The sequence below is a fragment of the Natrinema longum genome (assembly GCF_017352095.1).
GTDB classification, from domain to species: Archaea; Halobacteriota; Halobacteria; order Halobacteriales; family Natrialbaceae; genus Natrinema; species Natrinema longum.
The window spans coordinates 2,872,607-2,887,679 of the sequence record NZ_CP071463.1; the positions used below are offsets into that span (position 1 = coordinate 2,872,607).

Consider the following 15,073-nt stretch of genomic DNA (forward strand, 5'->3'; position numbering starts at 1 on the left):
GCAAACCCTCCTATCCCGATTACAGACTTTGTTATCTGTATATTTCCGCGGCGAAGAAGACTGATACCGAACTGAAGGGGGGCCTTACGCGATCAGTCTCGAGAGTGGCCCGAAACGCGACCGCCGGCACACTCGCTGAGACCCTCCCGGCACCACAGCAAACCCAGGTCCGATCGAAACCCCGGAAGCATCGTTTCTGCGGGACCGTCGCGACGCCGAGACTGTCGGAGTATTTGATCGGTAACTCGAGTAGCCGTTACGGAGCGGAAAGTTCGGGTTGGGATCGGCGAGAGATCGAGTATACCGCCGGAAAACCCCCTCTCGAGCCGGAAAACACCCCTCCCCAGGGTCGGTACGAGTCCCAACTTCGGTATCTGGTACGGACGCCATACGCGATCGATAGTCTCGAATTTCGAGTCTGCGCTGAAACGATCGGTCAATTCGAGATAGGTATTGAAACGGTGCGGTCAACCGTTGCTATGGAACGAAACCATGCCCCGTCTTCATATGGATCTCCGAAGTGAGGCTTAGTCGGGAGACACGCAGCGAACGGGAGGTTAACGGCGGCTACAGCCGACGAGCGGCAGCTATCCGTCGCATGCCGGCTCGGTAGCGTTACGTGTCTCTCGAAGCGATACCAAGATTCCAACTATGAATGTGACACGGAACACGATCCTGACGCTCGTACTCGTCGCCAGCCTGCTGATGGTTGGCTTCGCCGGAACGGCAGCAGCAGGTGGTACCGCCGATACGGCCGAGACAGCAGACGTCGACGACGATGACGATGACGATGAGCAGGTCGCGGCAGCAGCTGTCGTCCAGAACCAAGAGGTCGCTCAGGTTAACGACATCGACCAGAACGCCGACCAGACTGCCGAGCAGGAGGCAACTGGACTCGAGGTCGACGTCGAAATCGGAGACGACGACGATGAAACCGGTAATGACGCTACGCCCTCCGGAGACCAGCTCGAAACCCTCAACGACCATGAGGATGATGGAGACGGATTCAACCTCGAGATCGGCACCACTGGTGACCAGACGGTAGAGCAGGACATCAGCCAGTCGGCCGAGGCGTCCAACACGAACTCACAGGTCGGCACTGCGTCCGCTGCCAACTTCGACTTCTAACGACACGACTCGCCGATCGATTCGGGATAGTACTTTTTTATCGAAGCGGGATGGAAACCGGAGCCGTTCGACCGACCGGTCTCGAATCTCCCGACTCCGAGTCGACTCGCGAGGGGGCCGTCTGTAGCAGTCGGATAGCGATCGATAGCGTGACCCTGATTTCGATACCAGCCGCTAGGGACTCGAGTCGCCATCTGTATCGGTTTCTACTCCCGTCCGACGCACTATGACTGATCCCAAACACTATTCCGCTCTCGAAATACAGGCGGTGAAGCTATTCTGTAATTTTAGATAATATACGGTCCTGTACAATGTAGGACTCGGATAGCACCGTGAACAGTGATTTGCCTTCATATGGGCTGCTATGGTCCGATCTGACCGGGCGAGGCACCACGATGATGTGGGAAGAGACCGAGACGCGGTCGGTACACGGTGTCGTGTGTTGCGACGGCCGGTGTCCTATCGGAAATCCCGCATGACACGTGTGTGCCCACCCGGACAAACAACGATCTACCAAACTATGAGACGGACACTAACGGTACTGATGACGCTCGCTCTCGTCGGAAGCATGGCCTTCGTGGGCTTTGCAGGAATGGCTGCTGCAGGTGGCGGCCACCACGATGACAAGGCCGACGACAGCGGCGACGATAGCCTTGCGGCCTCGAGCGTCAGTCAGTCACAGACCGTATCGCAGACGAACGTGATCGAACAGAACGCCAGCCAGTTCGCCAGTCAGGACGCGACCGGGGTCGACATCGACCTCGAGGACGTCATGGACGATGGCGATGATGGTACTGATGGCGATGACGGTGAGAACGGTGTCGACGACGGTGAGGATACCCAAACCGGAATCCAGACCGTGACGTTCATTCGCGAAGAAGGCAATCAACCCTACGCTACGTTCGAATGGGATGGTGATGACGATGAGTTCGATCTAGAATCTAGTATGGGTCAGGGAGATAACATCGACCTAACCCCTGGGGAAGCACGTGCCAGTGACGGCAATCCGCTGGACGCTACCTGGACCTTCGACCCACCGGGCGCGAGCGAAGCCCAAACGCCGGTCCGGGCCCTTGTGACCAATTCTGATGGGACGACGTGTACCTTCGAGTATGGAGACGCCCAACTGGAAGGGAGTGTTGAAGCATGTGAGCCGGACAACGGTGGCAACGGTGGCAACGGTGACAACGGTGGCGACAACGGCGACAACGGCGACGTCACCGATGGCATCGAAGGATCCGTCGGTAACCAGACCGTCAACCAGCTAGTCGAGCAGAACGCCGACGCGTCGAACTCGAACACGCAGAGCGCCAGCGCGAACGCCTTCAGTGGCGATCTGGCCGCGATGATCTCCGGCTGAGACGGTCACTCTCCGGACGATTCCACTTTCGATTTTTTGTGCGCTGTGCTCGAGTCGATCACGCGACCGTCTCGACCACGAATTCGTGACCGACTCGAGGCTGAGTAACGGCGACTCCGGATTCCGCGCTCGCTTTTACGAGAGTCGCATCGAACGATCGCTCGCGGTGGGTGCGATCACAGCGACGGGTTTCGGAGCCTGTTCTCGAGTCGGCGTCGATCCCGGCGCGAGCCCCACCGCTCGAGGCGAGATCATTACGAAGTGTTAGCAGTAGATATAAGTTGCAATACATTAAACTGAAAACCGGAAGCCGGTCTCCAGCGACAGGGGGCTGTATCGAAATGCCCCGGGTGGTCAGGTCACCCGAGACGTGGCTTCCAAACCCGGGAGGGTTTCGAAGCATGATTACGTTGATTCTACCGGGATATAAACGTCCCGCACGACGACAGAATCGCCAGACGAGACCAGTGTCGACGCCGCGCTCGATCGGGAGGTGTGTTCGCGATGTGTAGCGACGAGACGGGGGATGGCGACGATCGACGAGCGGACGACTCCGCGCTGCTCTCGTGTCCCAGTTGCGGCCAGCCCATTACTGGGCTGACGTCGACCGGGCCCCACACCGGCGTCGTCAGGCCCTGTGGCTGTTCGGTCGCCCCTGGGCTGGTCCACCGCGAGGCCGACGGCGGCATCCACCGCGAGCGCGACAGCAGCGTCCATCGCGAGCACGACGACGGGACCGACGAGTAACGCGGCGCTCGGCGCTCGAGCCCCGCCGGGTAGCCGACCGGTCGGCGGTGCGCGTCGAACGGACGACACACCACCCTGCCGTCGACACCACCACTCGATTGATGCCTCGCCGTCGACACGATCGGCGGCCGGTCGGCTCGGAACCGGGCCTCGAGTCCAGTCAGATCGGATCGGTACACTGTCTGCCACGGGGGAATCAGCAGTGAATCGCGTGAGCGAGATTCCGGTGTCTCGAGCGCGGTGTTCGATCGGGATAACCGGAACGAAGCGTCCTGCTCTCGTGGCAACAGGGAGTAACCACACCCTCCCCAGCCGATTCGCTCGCTCCCTTTGGTCGCTCGTTCATCCATTGGAAGACGCGACGCGTCTTCCACGCCTTCGCTCACAGCGTTCGCGAAGACCTCGCACACTGTCGTCGACTGCCCTCGGTATCCCTCGGACAGTCGACAGCGCGCGCCACCGCACATCAGCTACTCGGTCCCGTGCTCGGCTCGGACGGCCGCTTCCGCTCGCTCCATCACGGCTCGAACCGGGAGGGAGGTCTGGCCCGCGACTGCCAGCGCGTCGTCGTACTCCGCGCTGACGTCGTAGACCTCGCCGTCGGCGTCGCTCGCGATCTTGACGCTGACCGCGTACTCGTCGCCGTCGATCTCGAGGGAGGCCGTCTCGAACTGCCGATTCGCGATCCATCGGTGGGTGACTCCCGCATCCCGAACGCCGAGCGTGCCGGTCTCGTCGGCCAGTTTCCGGGCGACGCGCTCCCGATCCGCGGGCTTGCAAATGACCTTCACCAGATGGCCGGGTCGGGACTTCTTCATCGTCGCGGGGAGGATCGAGACGTCGCGTGCGCCCGCGGCAGTGAGCGTTTCCTGGAGCCCGCCCAGTACTTCGGGCGGTGCGTCGTCGAGGTTCGTCTCGAGGACCGCGATGTCGTCTTTGACGAGTTCGCCCCGGCCGTTACCGTCGCCGACCAGCACCCGAAGCACGTTCGGGTGCGGATCGAGGTCGTAGCCGCCCGCGCCATACCCCGCGGCGTCGACCGAGAGGGCGGGCACCGAATCGACGCCCTCGGCGACGTGGCCCAGGATCGCCGCGCCGGTCGGGGTGAGGAGTTCCGCGTCGACGGGCCCGCCGCGAAGCGACCAGTCGGCCCGCTGTGCGATTTCGACGACTGCCGGCGTCGGCACGGGATACTCGCCGTGGCTCATCGAGACCGTTCCGCCGCCGGTCGCCAGCGGCGTCGTCACGACGCGGTCGGGTTCGAGGTCGTGGAGCAAGGCCGCGGCACCGACCACGTCCGCGATCGCGTCGTCGGCCCCGACCTCGTGGAAGTGGATCTCCTCGAGATCCTCGCCGTGAACGCTTGCTTCCGCCTCGCCGAGCAACTCGAAGATCGCGAGGGCGTCGCGTTCGACCGCCGGCTCGAGGTCCATGTCGGCGACGATCTCGCGGACCTCGAGATAGCTGCGATGGGGGCCGTGGCCTTCGGCGTGGCTGTCGTCGTGTCCGTGGTCGTGCGTGTGGCCGTCGTGTGGGCCGTGGCCGTCGTGATCCGGGTCGCCGTGATCGGGGTCCGAATCGTCGTGGGCGGTGTCGTGGCCGTGATCGTCGTCGGCAGGGGACGCCGTGTCCGTCAGGAGCACGTCGACCGCCGTCGCGGCGATACCGCTCTTGTCGGCCTCGTCGATCCGGTACTCTACGTCGAGTCGGTCGGTGACGGGCTCGAGGACGTCGGGGTCGCCGCCGGCATCGAGGAGCGTGGCGAGGATCATGTCGCCGCTGGCTCCCATGTGGCCGTCGAAGGCGAGAATACGCATGGCTACGTTCGGAACGCAAGCGGCAAAAAGCCATCCGTCTCCGTCCCGAGCGGGATTGAGAGGGGCCAAAACCAACCGATGCCGGTACATCTTTGTAGCGTCCAGCCCAAGTAGGTATGGTAGCAATTAGCACAGAATTAGCTCAGGAAATGACTTGCGCTAGCAAAAAACCTATCCGGTCACGAATCGGAGTCACTGACATCGCGGTTCCTAAATCATGAACGAAGTCCAATTGGAGGTTGCGAAGGCGTACCCGAACGACTCGGGTCGTGGTATCGCCCGACTCGACCCGGACACGCTGTTGCATCTGAAGCTCAGTCCGGGCGACATCATCGAGATCGAGGGTGCGGATACGACTGCGGCGAAGGTCTGGCGTGCGGATCGGCAAGACTGGAACACGGATACCGTCCGTATCGACGGCTTCACCCGTCAGAACGCCGACGTCGGTATCGGCGAGCGGGTAACGATCCGGAAGGCCGAAGCGACGAAAGCCGAGAAGTTGGTGCTCGCACCGCCCGAGGAGGCGTCGGTCCAGTTTGGGTCCGACGCTGCGGGCATGGTGAAACGCCAGATCCTCAAGCGCCCGGTCGTCGGTCGCGACATCGTCCCGGTGATGTCCTCGACGAATCATCCGTTCATGCGGTCGCCGGGGCAAGCGATCCCGCTGATCGCCGTCGAGACCGAACCCGAAGGCGTCGTCCTCGTCACCGAAGACACCGACGTCGAACTCCGGGAGGAGCCGATCTCGGGCTTCGAGAAGACCGGCGGCGGGATCACCTACGAGGACATCGGCGGCCTGCAAGGCGAGATCCAGCGGGTCCGGGAGATGGTCGAACTCCCGATGAAGCACCCGCAGATCTTCAAGAAACTCGGTATCGAGCCGCCACAGGGCGTCCTCCTGCATGGCCCGCCGGGCACCGGGAAGACCTTGCTCGCCAAGGCCGTCGCCAACGAGACCTCCGCCAGTTTCTTCTCTATCGCCGGTCCGGAGATCATCTCGAAGTACTACGGCGAATCCGAACAACAACTCAGGGAGATCTTCGAGGACGCGACCGAGGAGTCGCCGTCGATCATCTTCATCGACGAACTCGACTCCATCGCCCCGAAACGCGAAGACGTCACCGGCGAGGTCGAGCGCCGGGTCGTCGCCCAGCTGTTGACGATGATGGACGGCCTCGAGTCCCGTGGCCAGGTCATCGTCATCGCGGCGACCAACCGGGTCGACTCGGTCGACCCAGCACTGCGCCGACCCGGCCGCTTCGACCGCGAGATCGAGATCGGCGTCCCCGACGAGACGGGCCGCGAGGAGATCCTGCAGATCCACACCCGCGGGATGCCCCTCTCCGACGACGTCAGTCTCGGGCATCTGGCCGACGAGACCCACGGCTTCGTCGGTGCCGACATCGAGAGCCTGACCAAAGAGGCTGCGATGAAGGCGCTCCGGCGCTACCTCCCCGAGATCGATCTCGACGAGGAGGACATCCCGCCGAGCCTGATCGACCGGATGATCGTCAAGCGCGAGGACTTCCGGGGCGCGTTGAACGAGGTCGAACCCTCCGCGATGCGGGAAGTCCTGGTCGAACTCCCGAAGATCTCCTGGGAGGACGTCGGCGGCCTCCAGGACGCCAAGGATCAGGTCCAGGAGTCCGTCGAGTGGCCCCTCTCGACGCCCGAACGGTTCGAGCGGCTGGGGATCGATCCGCCGGCCGGCGTCTTGCTGTACGGCCCACCCGGCACGGGGAAGACGCTCATGGCGAAAGCCGTCGCCAACGAGACCAACGCGAACTTCATCTCCGTGCGTGGGCCGCAACTCCTCTCGAAGTGGGTCGGCGAATCGGAGAAGGCCATCCGACAGACCTTCCGCAAGGCCCGCCAGGTTTCCCCGACGGTCATCTTCTTCGACGAACTCGACGCGCTCGCGCCGGGTCGAGGCGGTGAAGTCGGCTCGAACGTCTCCGAACGCGTCGTCAACCAGCTGCTGACCGAACTCGACGGGTTAGAGGAGATGGGCAACGTCATGGTCATCGGCGCGACCAACCGGCCGGACATGATCGACCCCGCACTGCTTCGCTCGGGGCGGTTCGACCGGCTGGTCATGATCGGCGAACCCGACGTCGACGGTCGCGAACGCATCCTCGAGATCCACACCGAGGACACGCCACTGGCCGCCGACGTCACCCTGCGCGAGATCGCCGAGATCACGGACGGTTACGTCGGCAGCGACCTCGAGTCGATCGCCCGCGAGGCGGCCATCGAGGCTCTCCGTGAGGACGAGGACGCGGACATCGTCGAGATGCGCCACTTCCGACAGGCCATGGAGAACGTCCGGCCGACGATCACCGACGACATCCTCGACTACTACGAGCAGATCGAAGAGGAGTTCCAGGGCGGCACGAGCGGCCCCGATCCGACGGGGCGTCGCGGCAGCCGGATCGGCTTCCAATAAGCCGACCGTCGCCGTCGGCGGGATTTCAGCGCGGTTTTTTCGGGTCTGCGTTCGGTGAGCACTCTCGGACGGAGAGCACGGCGGATCGGCGGCTACCGTTCGACTGAGACGGTCTCCTGTCCGTCAGTGCCGGCGGGACCGGGACCGCCCTGCGGTCCCACCGGGAAATCGGGACAGCAAACCGTATTACGAGACGTCCGTCTCCTCGCGAGCAGTCTCGAGATGGCGGCGTTCGACGACGACCTCGGAGGCTCGCTCGTTCGCCGCTTCGGGACCGTACTCGTCGGCGACCTCGCGGATCGCCCGCATCGAGGCGTTCCTGACCAGCGCCTCGAGGTCGGCACCGGTGTACCCCTCGAGTTCGGCGGCGAGTTCGGAGACGTCGACGTCGTCGGCCAGCGGTTTGCCCTCCGTGTGGACCGCGAGGATCTTCTCTCGAGCTTCCAGGTCGGGTTCGCCGACGAAGACGTGCGTGTCGAGTCGGCCGGGTCGAAGCAGTGCCGGGTCGATCTGGTCCTTGCGGTTGGTCGCGGCCAGCACCACGAGGTTGGGGTTCTCCCTCATCCCGTCGAGTTCGGTCAACAGCTGTGAGACGACGCGCTCGGTGACCTCGTGGCCCTCGCCGCGGGCGGCCGTGATCGCGTCGATCTCGTCGAAGAAGACGATCGACGGGGCCGACTGGCGAGCGCGTTCGAACACCTCACGGATCGCCTTCTCCGATTCGCCGACGTACCGGTCGATGATTTCGGGGCCATCGACGCGGACGAAGTTGACGTCGGTTTCACCCGCCAGCGCGCGAGCGAGCAGCGTCTTCCCGGTGCCCGGTGGGCCGTACAACAGGACGCCCGACGGTGGGGCGGTGTTCGTCTCCTCGAAGAGTCGATCGTAGGTCAGTGGCCACTCGACCGACTCGCGGAGCGTCTGTTTCGCCGCCTCGAGGCCGCCGACGTCCGCGAAGTCGGTGGTCGGCGATTCGGCGACGTACTCGCGCATCGCGGACGGTTCGACGGACGCGAGCGCGGCGTCGAAGTGGGCCTTTCGTACCGTCGGGTTCCGGTTCCAGTCGCGACGCTCGTCCGTGTCGGTCGGCCGATCGCGGATCGCGGCCATCGCGGCCTCGCTCGCGACGGCGTCTAAGTCCGCCCCGACGAACCCGTGGGTCCGCCGCGCGATCCCGTCGACGTCGACGTCGTCGGCCAGGGGCATGCCCCGTGTGTGGACCTCGAGGATCTCGCGGCGACCTTCCTCGTCGGGGACGCCGATCTGGATCTCGCGGTCGAAGCGACCGCCCCGCCGGAGCGCGGGATCGATCGTATCGACGCGGTTGGTCGCGCCGATGACGATCACCTCGCCGCGGGCGTCGAGGCCGTCCATCAGGGTCAACAGCTGGCCGACGATCCGGTTTTCGGCGTCGCCGTCGTCGTCGCGCTGGCCGGCGATCGAGTCGATCTCGTCGAAGAAGACGATCGTCGGCGCGTTCGCCTCGGCGCGCTCGAACACTTCGCGGAGCCGTTCCTCGCTCTCGCCTTTGTACTTCGACATGATCTCCGGCCCGGAGATCGTCTCGAAGTTCGCGTCGACCTCGTTGGCGACGGCGCGGGCGATCAGCGTCTTCCCGGTGCCCGGCGGGCCATACAGGAGGACGCCGGAGGGCGGTTCGACGCCGAGTCGACGGAACAACTCGGGCTCCGACAGCGGGAGCTCGATCATCTCGCGGACGAGCTCGAGTTCCTCGTCTAACCCGCCGATGTCTTCGTAGGTAACGCCGGAACTCGGCGTCGGAGCGTCGGCATCGCCGTCGGAACCGGGGTCGCCGACCGCGGCGTCCGTCGACTCGGCGGTGGGGTCACGGCTGGATTGTCCGGATCCCGCCGAGCGTGGGGAGCCACTCGGCCTGCCCTCGGTGTCGACGATCCGGATCGTCGTCGCTTCGGTGATTCGAACGTCGCCGGCGGGGTCCGTATCGGTGACGCTGAACGGCTGCTGGTCGACTCCCCCGATTCTGATCTGTTCGCCGGCTCGGACCGGCCGATTGCGGAGCTTCTCCGTGGCTTCGCGTTCCGCGGCTCGACGCTGGCGCTCGGGGAGTGCCGACGGCGCGGCCAGCGTGACTCGCCTGGCGTCGGTGATCGTGGACTTGTCTTTGGCCCGGACCGCAACCGTCTCGCCGACGTGGACGCCGGCGTTCGCACGAGTGTCTCCGTCGATCTGAATCGCGTCGTCCGGGACCGACTGATCGGCGGGCCACATCTTGGCGACGGTCGTCTCGTCGCCCTCGATGACGACGGCATCGCCACTGAGAACCCCGAGCCGTCGCCGCACGGGCTCCGGTATTCGAGCGACGCCCCGGCCGGCGTCCCCTTTCTCAGCAGCGCGAACGGACAGCGTCACATCGTCCGATTCCGACGAGCTCATACCTGTTCCTTTCGGGCCAGTTCCCTTGAGAATTGTCCCATCACAGCGCGCTCTCGAGGAGCCGATCGATACCTCGGCGCAGTCGCTCGGAGGCCGACGGTGCCGAGATCCCCAGCCGATCGCCGACGTCCTCGGTCGACGCCTCGCGCGGGACCGCGAAGTACCCCTCCTCGCGGGCGACGAGCAGCGCCTGGTGTTGTTCCCGAGTGAGGCCAAACGGTGGGTCGTCCGTCGACGACTCTCGGGTGAGTCGCTCGAGCTTGAAGGTTGCACCACGGTCCGTACAGAAGCGCCGGTACTCCGCGAGTGCTTCCCTGTCGGGGAACCGTGCTCGCCCCCACCAGCCGTCGACGGTCACGATCCCCCCCAGCGGCGTGGTCCCCAGTTCGACGTACTTCCGGTAGATCGGAAGCGGGGGATCCCGTAACCTGATTCGATACATGTCACCGCCCTCCCGCGCGTCGAGCATCGTGTACGCGTCGACCGTCGGATCGTGCGCAAGCGCCTCGGCAAAGTCGTCGCTCGCCTCGACAGCCCGACAGAGGACGATCGGTCGGTCGGGGTCGACGACGAGGATCCGTTCGATATAGAGCGTGATGTCCGGAACGGCCGCGACTGCGTCCGTCAACGGCAGATCCGACGAATTGAGTTGGAACTCCGCGATCAGGCCCATACGACCACGTTCGTCCGATAGTACTTAAATGCCCTAACCTATGAGATACAGGTTGATCGGACGACGACGCATATGTTCGGCTGACAATGGCCAGCAGCGAAGATCCCGCGATGCAACTCAGTACGGGCACTCGATCGCACAACTACTACCGAAACGCCGTCGAGAAACACTGGGACCCCCACGAGATCGATCTCGAGGCCGACCTCGAGGGGGCCGCCGAACTCCCCGAACCGGCGTTTGTCGGACTCAAACAGTCCCTCGCGCTGTTCGGAGCGGGCGAGGAGTCGGTGACCGAAGACCTCGCGCCGCTGGCGGTCGTCCTCGAGGACATCGGCGACCAGATGTTCCTCACCACGCAACTCTACGAGGAGTCCAAACACACGGACTTCTTCGATCGCTACTGGCGCGAAGTGATCCACACCGAAGAGGAGCGCCGCGGGCAGGAACTCTCGTCGCCGACCGACGAGAAGTGGTTCAACGAGCCCTACGACGAACTGTTCGAGCGCAACGAGCGGGCCATGGCTCGACTCCTCGAGGACGATACGCCCGAAAACCGTGCGAGGGCCCACTGTCACTACCACCTGACGATCGAAGGGATTCTGGCCCAGACCGGCTACTACGGACTCACCCTCGCGTACGGCGAGAACGAGCCCGAACTGCCGGACCTGCCGGGACTCGTCGAGGGACTCAAACTGGTCCGCAGCGACGAGGGTCGCCACGTCGGCTTCGGGATGGCGAAACTCAAGTCGCTCGTGAGCGAGGGCGCGGTCGAACCCGACCTCCTCCGAGAGACGGTCGACGAACTGGTGCCGCTGGTTCAGGAGAGTCTGGCGGGCGACGACGGAGCGAGTTCCGAATCGGGTCCCGGCCCGAGTCCCGCCGATCTGGCCGACTACGCGTACACGAAACACGAACAACGGATGCAACAGATCACCTCCGCGAGCGAGAAGATCCCGGACGTCGACGAACTGACCGAACTCGAGGCCTGATCGCAGGATCGACCGCTCGGAGTGTAGTTCGCGGGCCGCCGGGGCCGGAGAAACGCCTTTTGTCGTTCGTGTCCCAGCAGGTACTATGGTCGTCCAGACAGAGCGCGACGACACCACCTGGTACGAGTGTGAAACCTGTGGCCTGCTGTTCGACGAGAAGTCGGACGCGACGGAACACGAGAAGCGCTGCGACGAGAGCGATCCGTCCTACATCCAGTAACGCTACTCGAGGCGTTCGCGGTGCTCGGCTGTGAGTTCGCCGGCCCCATCGAGCGTGTGGGTCTCCGTCCAGCGGACGCGGTCGCCGTCGCCGTAGGCCAGCGCGGTCTTGAGTTCGTCTCGGAGGACGCCGTGGTCGACCGCCAGCACCGTTCCCGAATCGTCGCCGAGTTCGTAGACGCCGGGTCGATCCGGCGCGGCGGCGACCGTCTCCCGCTCGAGGTCGCGCCAGGGTTTTTGCAACGGCATCAGTCGGCGCTCTCGACGAGTTCGTAGGCGTGTTCGCTCATCTCGTCCTCGGCGAAGACGAACACGCGGCCGTCGACGACCGAGAGATCCGCCTCGACGCGGACCGAGTAGGCCTCCGTCGCGACGGTGACGCCGGGGAACAGCTCTTCCTCGTCGTCGCGCTCGAGCATCACGCGGCCGACCCCCGTGGTCTCGAGGATGTCGTCGTGGGTGTTGCGGTCGTTAATGTACGTCATGACACCCTCGACGCCGTCGGGGTCGGTGACGAGGACGTGGACCTCCTTCCCCGGCGGGGTCGTCAGCGGCCCCTCGACGGGCTCGGGGGGGCCGTGGTAGAACACCTCTCGACCGTCGTGGTACTCGACGACCACGCCACCGTCGACGAGGTCGACGCCGATCGTACTGGGGGGGACGTTGTTGCGTGCGCTCATTGTCACGTCTTGGATTGGCGGAGGGAAAAACGGTGTGCTCCGTCGTTCGTGGGGCCAAGCGCCCGCTCTCCTTGCCGGGCTGTGTTGGCGGAAGCTGTGTGCGTCGACGGCGCGTGAGTGCCGTCCGCTCCGGGGATCCTCGCCACCGAGTTCTGCACCCGGTCGACGCCACCGGGTGCGACTTCCGCGGATCGTTAGCCGTAAGTACGCCCTCTGAGAGAGTCCGTGTATGGATGGCCGTGCTGTCGCTCCCGCAGCCGGAACGGTACTCAACGCGCTCGCGACCGGGACCGGCTCGGCGTTCGCGATCGACCTCGAGACGACGGCGACCGTCGAACTCACCGAAGACGGGGATGTCGTCGGCGAGGTCGCCGGCCAGCCCGAGGCCGACACGACGCTCGTCGAACGCTGTGCGACGATGACGATCGACGACTACGCCGAGCAGGCCGGGCTGGACGAGTCGACCGTCGGCGCTCGTGTCCGGACCGACAGCGAGGTCCCGATGGCGTCCGGGTTGAAGAGTTCCAGCGCCGCGGCCAACGCGACGGTACTCGCGACGCTCGACGCCCTCGCGGTCGCCGATTCGGTCGAGCGAATCGACGCCTGTCGCCTCGGCGTTCGGGCGGCTCGCGACGCCGGCGTGACGGTCACCGGCGCGTTCGACGACGCCAGCGCGAGCATGCTCGGCGGCGTGACGGTAACCGACAACACGGCCGATGCGTTGCTCGCCCGCGAGGAAGTCGACTGGCACGCACTGGTCTACACCCCGCCCGAACAGTCCTACAGCGCCGATGCCGACGTCTCGGCCTGCGAGCGCATCGCGCCGATGGCCCAACTCGTCGAAGAACTCGCACTCGAGGGCCGGTACGGCGAGGCGATGACGGTCAACGGCTTCGCGTTCTCGGCTGCACTCGAGTTCTCGACGGGACCGATGATCGACGCCTTGCCCGATGTCGCCGGCGTCTCGCTGTCCGGAACGGGGCCGAGCTACGTCGCCGTCGGGGAGCGGGAGACGCTCGAGGCGGTCCAACGCCGGTGGGACGAGCGAAAGGGAACGACACGATTACTGGAGACGCGAACGGACGGAACACGAACGACATGACTCGAGAGCCAACGGACACGGTGACCGACGGTGGAATCGACGACGAGGAACGCACGCCCGAGGAGATGGACCTCGACGAACTCCGCGAGGAGATCCGGACGATCGATCAGGAGATCGTCGAGTTGATCGCCCAGCGGACGTACGTCGCGGACACGATCGCGGCGGTCAAAGACGAACAGGGGCTGCCGACGACCGACGAGAAACAGGAACAGCAGGTCATGGAGCGAGCGGGCGACAACGCCGAACAGTTCGACGTGGACGCGAACCTCGTCAAGGCGATCTTCCGGCTGTTGATCGAACTGAACAAGGTCGAGCAGCGAGAAAATAGGTAGCCGAATTCGGGCGCTACAGTGCTTCTATCCCCGGTCGATTAGTCAAATAATCTTCCGGCAGTTGCTCTTTCGTTTCTCGATCGGTGACCGATAACACAGTTTCGTAGTCACCTCGGGCACTGGATCGAAGAGTAACCTTGCGGCGACTGACGAACTATTCGAGGGCATCCGCTCACGAGTCCGTCTATTGGTAGGAATCGCTATCTGGTCGATGTGTCACGGAAATCAGCTTCCTCGAATCCTTCAGTCGATAGGAGTCGCGTGCTGCATACAGAGCATGAGTTTAGCAGACCGACTTCGTTTGTTCCGTGCGATCCGCGCTGAATTGGTCGATCAGTAGACCTGCGTATCGAGCGCGTCGTACCTTCTGGACTCTTTAATACGCAGGTGTCCATAGATACTATCGACAGATATTCTATCTCAGATGGATCTCCTCGAAACAATGGAGCGACGAACGCTTCTTGGACTGGCCGCCAGCGCCGGTGTCGTCGGCGTCCTCGGGACCAAAGCCGGGGGTGCCGACAAGCCCTCCATTCCACCAGCCACGTACCCCGAGGAGCCAGTAGCTTCAATGGGTCAACGGAACAGCCCCGTCGTAGCTACCGACACGACGACGGCGGGACGAAAGACGTACGGTACCGTTCGACAGTCCGCATCGGTTCTCGACCTCGAACCGACCGGTCACTATGCCCTCGTCACCAAGTATCAACTTATCCCAGGATCGAACTATGAGGCGAGGACCGAGTGGAAAACTGCCTCGCTGACAGTCGAACACGGCTGGGATTCGGGTTCGCTCGTCTCTCACTCTGGAGACGTTGTTCCGGCTGACGATGGCAATGCCGACTCGAACCTTTACTTGGGCACCGATCGGTCGACGAGGCGGTACCGGTGGCATCTAACGTTTGACACCGCGACGGGGAACTCCCACATCTTTCGCTTCGCCACTGTCGTGGACCGTGAGGAAGCGCCCGAGACGGGTGATGCTCTCGTCGACGCGATGTTCGGTGCGGGCTTCACGAAGGGATTCCTCAGGGCCTCAGAACGGGACCTTGCGACGGCACGACTCGTACTGCAGGGAACGAACGAGTAGAGCCGAAGCCGCTCACACGAATGCGTTCTCGAGCGGAATACAATCACGCTCGTCAAAGACACACACGTTTAATAC

At 64.1% G+C, this 15,073-nt stretch carries 14 protein-coding genes; 9 read left to right on the forward strand and 5 right to left on the reverse strand.

What is annotated here, in order from left to right:
* Positions 1 to 651: 651 nt before the first annotated feature.
* From J0X27_RS14190 to J0X27_RS14200, 3 genes are all read left to right on the forward strand, one after another.
* Positions 652 to 1,128, forward strand: a complete 477-nt coding sequence (locus J0X27_RS14190) for a hypothetical protein (protein WP_224214562.1) — start codon at positions 652 to 654, stop codon at positions 1,126 to 1,128.
* Positions 1,129 to 1,648: 520 nt separating this feature from the next.
* Positions 1,649 to 2,488 carry a hypothetical protein gene (locus J0X27_RS14195; RefSeq protein WP_224214561.1) on the forward strand — a complete coding sequence of 280 codons (840 nt, stop codon included), beginning with the start codon at positions 1,649 to 1,651 and terminating at the stop codon, positions 2,486 to 2,488.
* A 504-nt stretch (positions 2,489 to 2,992) separates the two neighbouring features.
* Positions 2,993 to 3,235: a hypothetical protein gene (locus tag J0X27_RS14200; RefSeq protein ID WP_207269820.1), complete on the forward strand. Its 243-nt coding sequence runs from the start codon at positions 2,993 to 2,995 to the stop codon at positions 3,233 to 3,235.
* 470 nt (positions 3,236 to 3,705) lie between these two features.
* Here J0X27_RS14200 and larC read toward each other — a convergent pair whose 3' ends face one another.
* Positions 3,706 to 5,052, reverse strand: a complete 1,347-nt coding sequence (gene larC, locus J0X27_RS14205) for a nickel pincer cofactor biosynthesis protein LarC (protein ID WP_207269821.1) — start codon at positions 5,050 to 5,052, stop codon at positions 3,706 to 3,708.
* 217 nt (positions 5,053 to 5,269) lie between these two features.
* Between larC and J0X27_RS14210 the strand changes: the two genes are divergently transcribed.
* Entirely contained in the window at positions 5,270 to 7,498 is a 2,229-nt protein-coding gene (locus J0X27_RS14210; RefSeq protein ID WP_207269822.1) for a CDC48 family AAA ATPase, read from the forward strand.
* Between the two features lie 186 nt (positions 7,499 to 7,684).
* Here the strand turns inward: J0X27_RS14210 and J0X27_RS14215 are convergent, their stop codons facing one another.
* Together J0X27_RS14215 and J0X27_RS14220 are read right to left on the reverse strand one after the other, a co-directional pair.
* Positions 7,685 to 9,913, reverse strand: coding sequence for an AAA family ATPase (locus tag J0X27_RS14215; protein ID WP_207269823.1), 2,229 nt, complete (start codon positions 9,911 to 9,913; stop codon positions 7,685 to 7,687).
* A 40-nt stretch (positions 9,914 to 9,953) separates the two neighbouring features.
* Complete coding sequence (locus J0X27_RS14220) at positions 9,954 to 10,586, reverse strand: helix-turn-helix domain-containing protein (protein WP_207269824.1); 633 nt, start codon at positions 10,584 to 10,586, stop codon at positions 9,954 to 9,956.
* A gap of 86 nt (positions 10,587 to 10,672) precedes the next feature.
* On the opposite strand from J0X27_RS14220, the gene J0X27_RS14225 reads away from it, so the two are divergent.
* Together J0X27_RS14225 and J0X27_RS18135 are read left to right on the forward strand one after the other, a co-directional pair.
* Positions 10,673 to 11,575, forward strand: a complete 903-nt coding sequence (locus J0X27_RS14225) for a ribonucleotide-diphosphate reductase subunit beta (RefSeq protein ID WP_207269825.1) — start codon at positions 10,673 to 10,675, stop codon at positions 11,573 to 11,575.
* 85 nt (positions 11,576 to 11,660) lie between these two features.
* On the forward strand, positions 11,661 to 11,795 hold the full coding sequence (locus tag J0X27_RS18135; protein ID WP_277410040.1) for a DUF7128 family protein: 135 nt from the start codon (positions 11,661 to 11,663) through the stop codon (positions 11,793 to 11,795).
* 2 nt (positions 11,796 to 11,797) lie between these two features.
* On the opposite strand, the gene J0X27_RS14230 is transcribed toward J0X27_RS18135, so the two are convergent.
* Together J0X27_RS14230 and J0X27_RS14235 are read right to left on the reverse strand one after the other, a co-directional pair.
* Positions 11,798 to 12,043 (reverse strand): DUF7508 domain-containing protein, encoded by a 246-nt coding sequence (locus J0X27_RS14230; protein ID WP_207269826.1) that lies wholly within the window; start codon positions 12,041 to 12,043, stop codon positions 11,798 to 11,800.
* The gene (locus J0X27_RS14235) at positions 12,043 to 12,474 is read right to left on the reverse strand and encodes a DUF5796 family protein (RefSeq protein ID WP_207269827.1); all 432 of its coding nucleotides are present in this window, start codon (positions 12,472 to 12,474) and stop codon (positions 12,043 to 12,045) included. Before J0X27_RS14235 ends, J0X27_RS14230 begins: the two co-directional genes overlap by 1 nt.
* Positions 12,475 to 12,703: 229 nt before the next feature.
* On the opposite strand from J0X27_RS14235, the gene J0X27_RS14240 reads away from it, so the two are divergent.
* The 3 genes from J0X27_RS14240 to J0X27_RS14250 all read left to right on the forward strand — a co-directional run bounded on the left by J0X27_RS14240 (position 12,704) and on the right by J0X27_RS14250 (position 14,998).
* Positions 12,704 to 13,576, forward strand: coding sequence for a shikimate kinase (locus J0X27_RS14240; protein WP_207269828.1), 873 nt, complete (start codon positions 12,704 to 12,706; stop codon positions 13,574 to 13,576).
* Entirely contained in the window at positions 13,573 to 13,908 is a 336-nt protein-coding gene (locus J0X27_RS14245) for a chorismate mutase (protein ID WP_097380037.1), read from the forward strand. Before J0X27_RS14240 ends, J0X27_RS14245 begins: the two co-directional genes overlap by 4 nt.
* A 424-nt stretch (positions 13,909 to 14,332) precedes the next feature.
* Positions 14,333 to 14,998, forward strand: a complete 666-nt coding sequence (locus tag J0X27_RS14250; protein ID WP_224214560.1) for a hypothetical protein — start codon at positions 14,333 to 14,335, stop codon at positions 14,996 to 14,998.
* Positions 14,999 to 15,073: the final 75 nt, after the last annotated feature.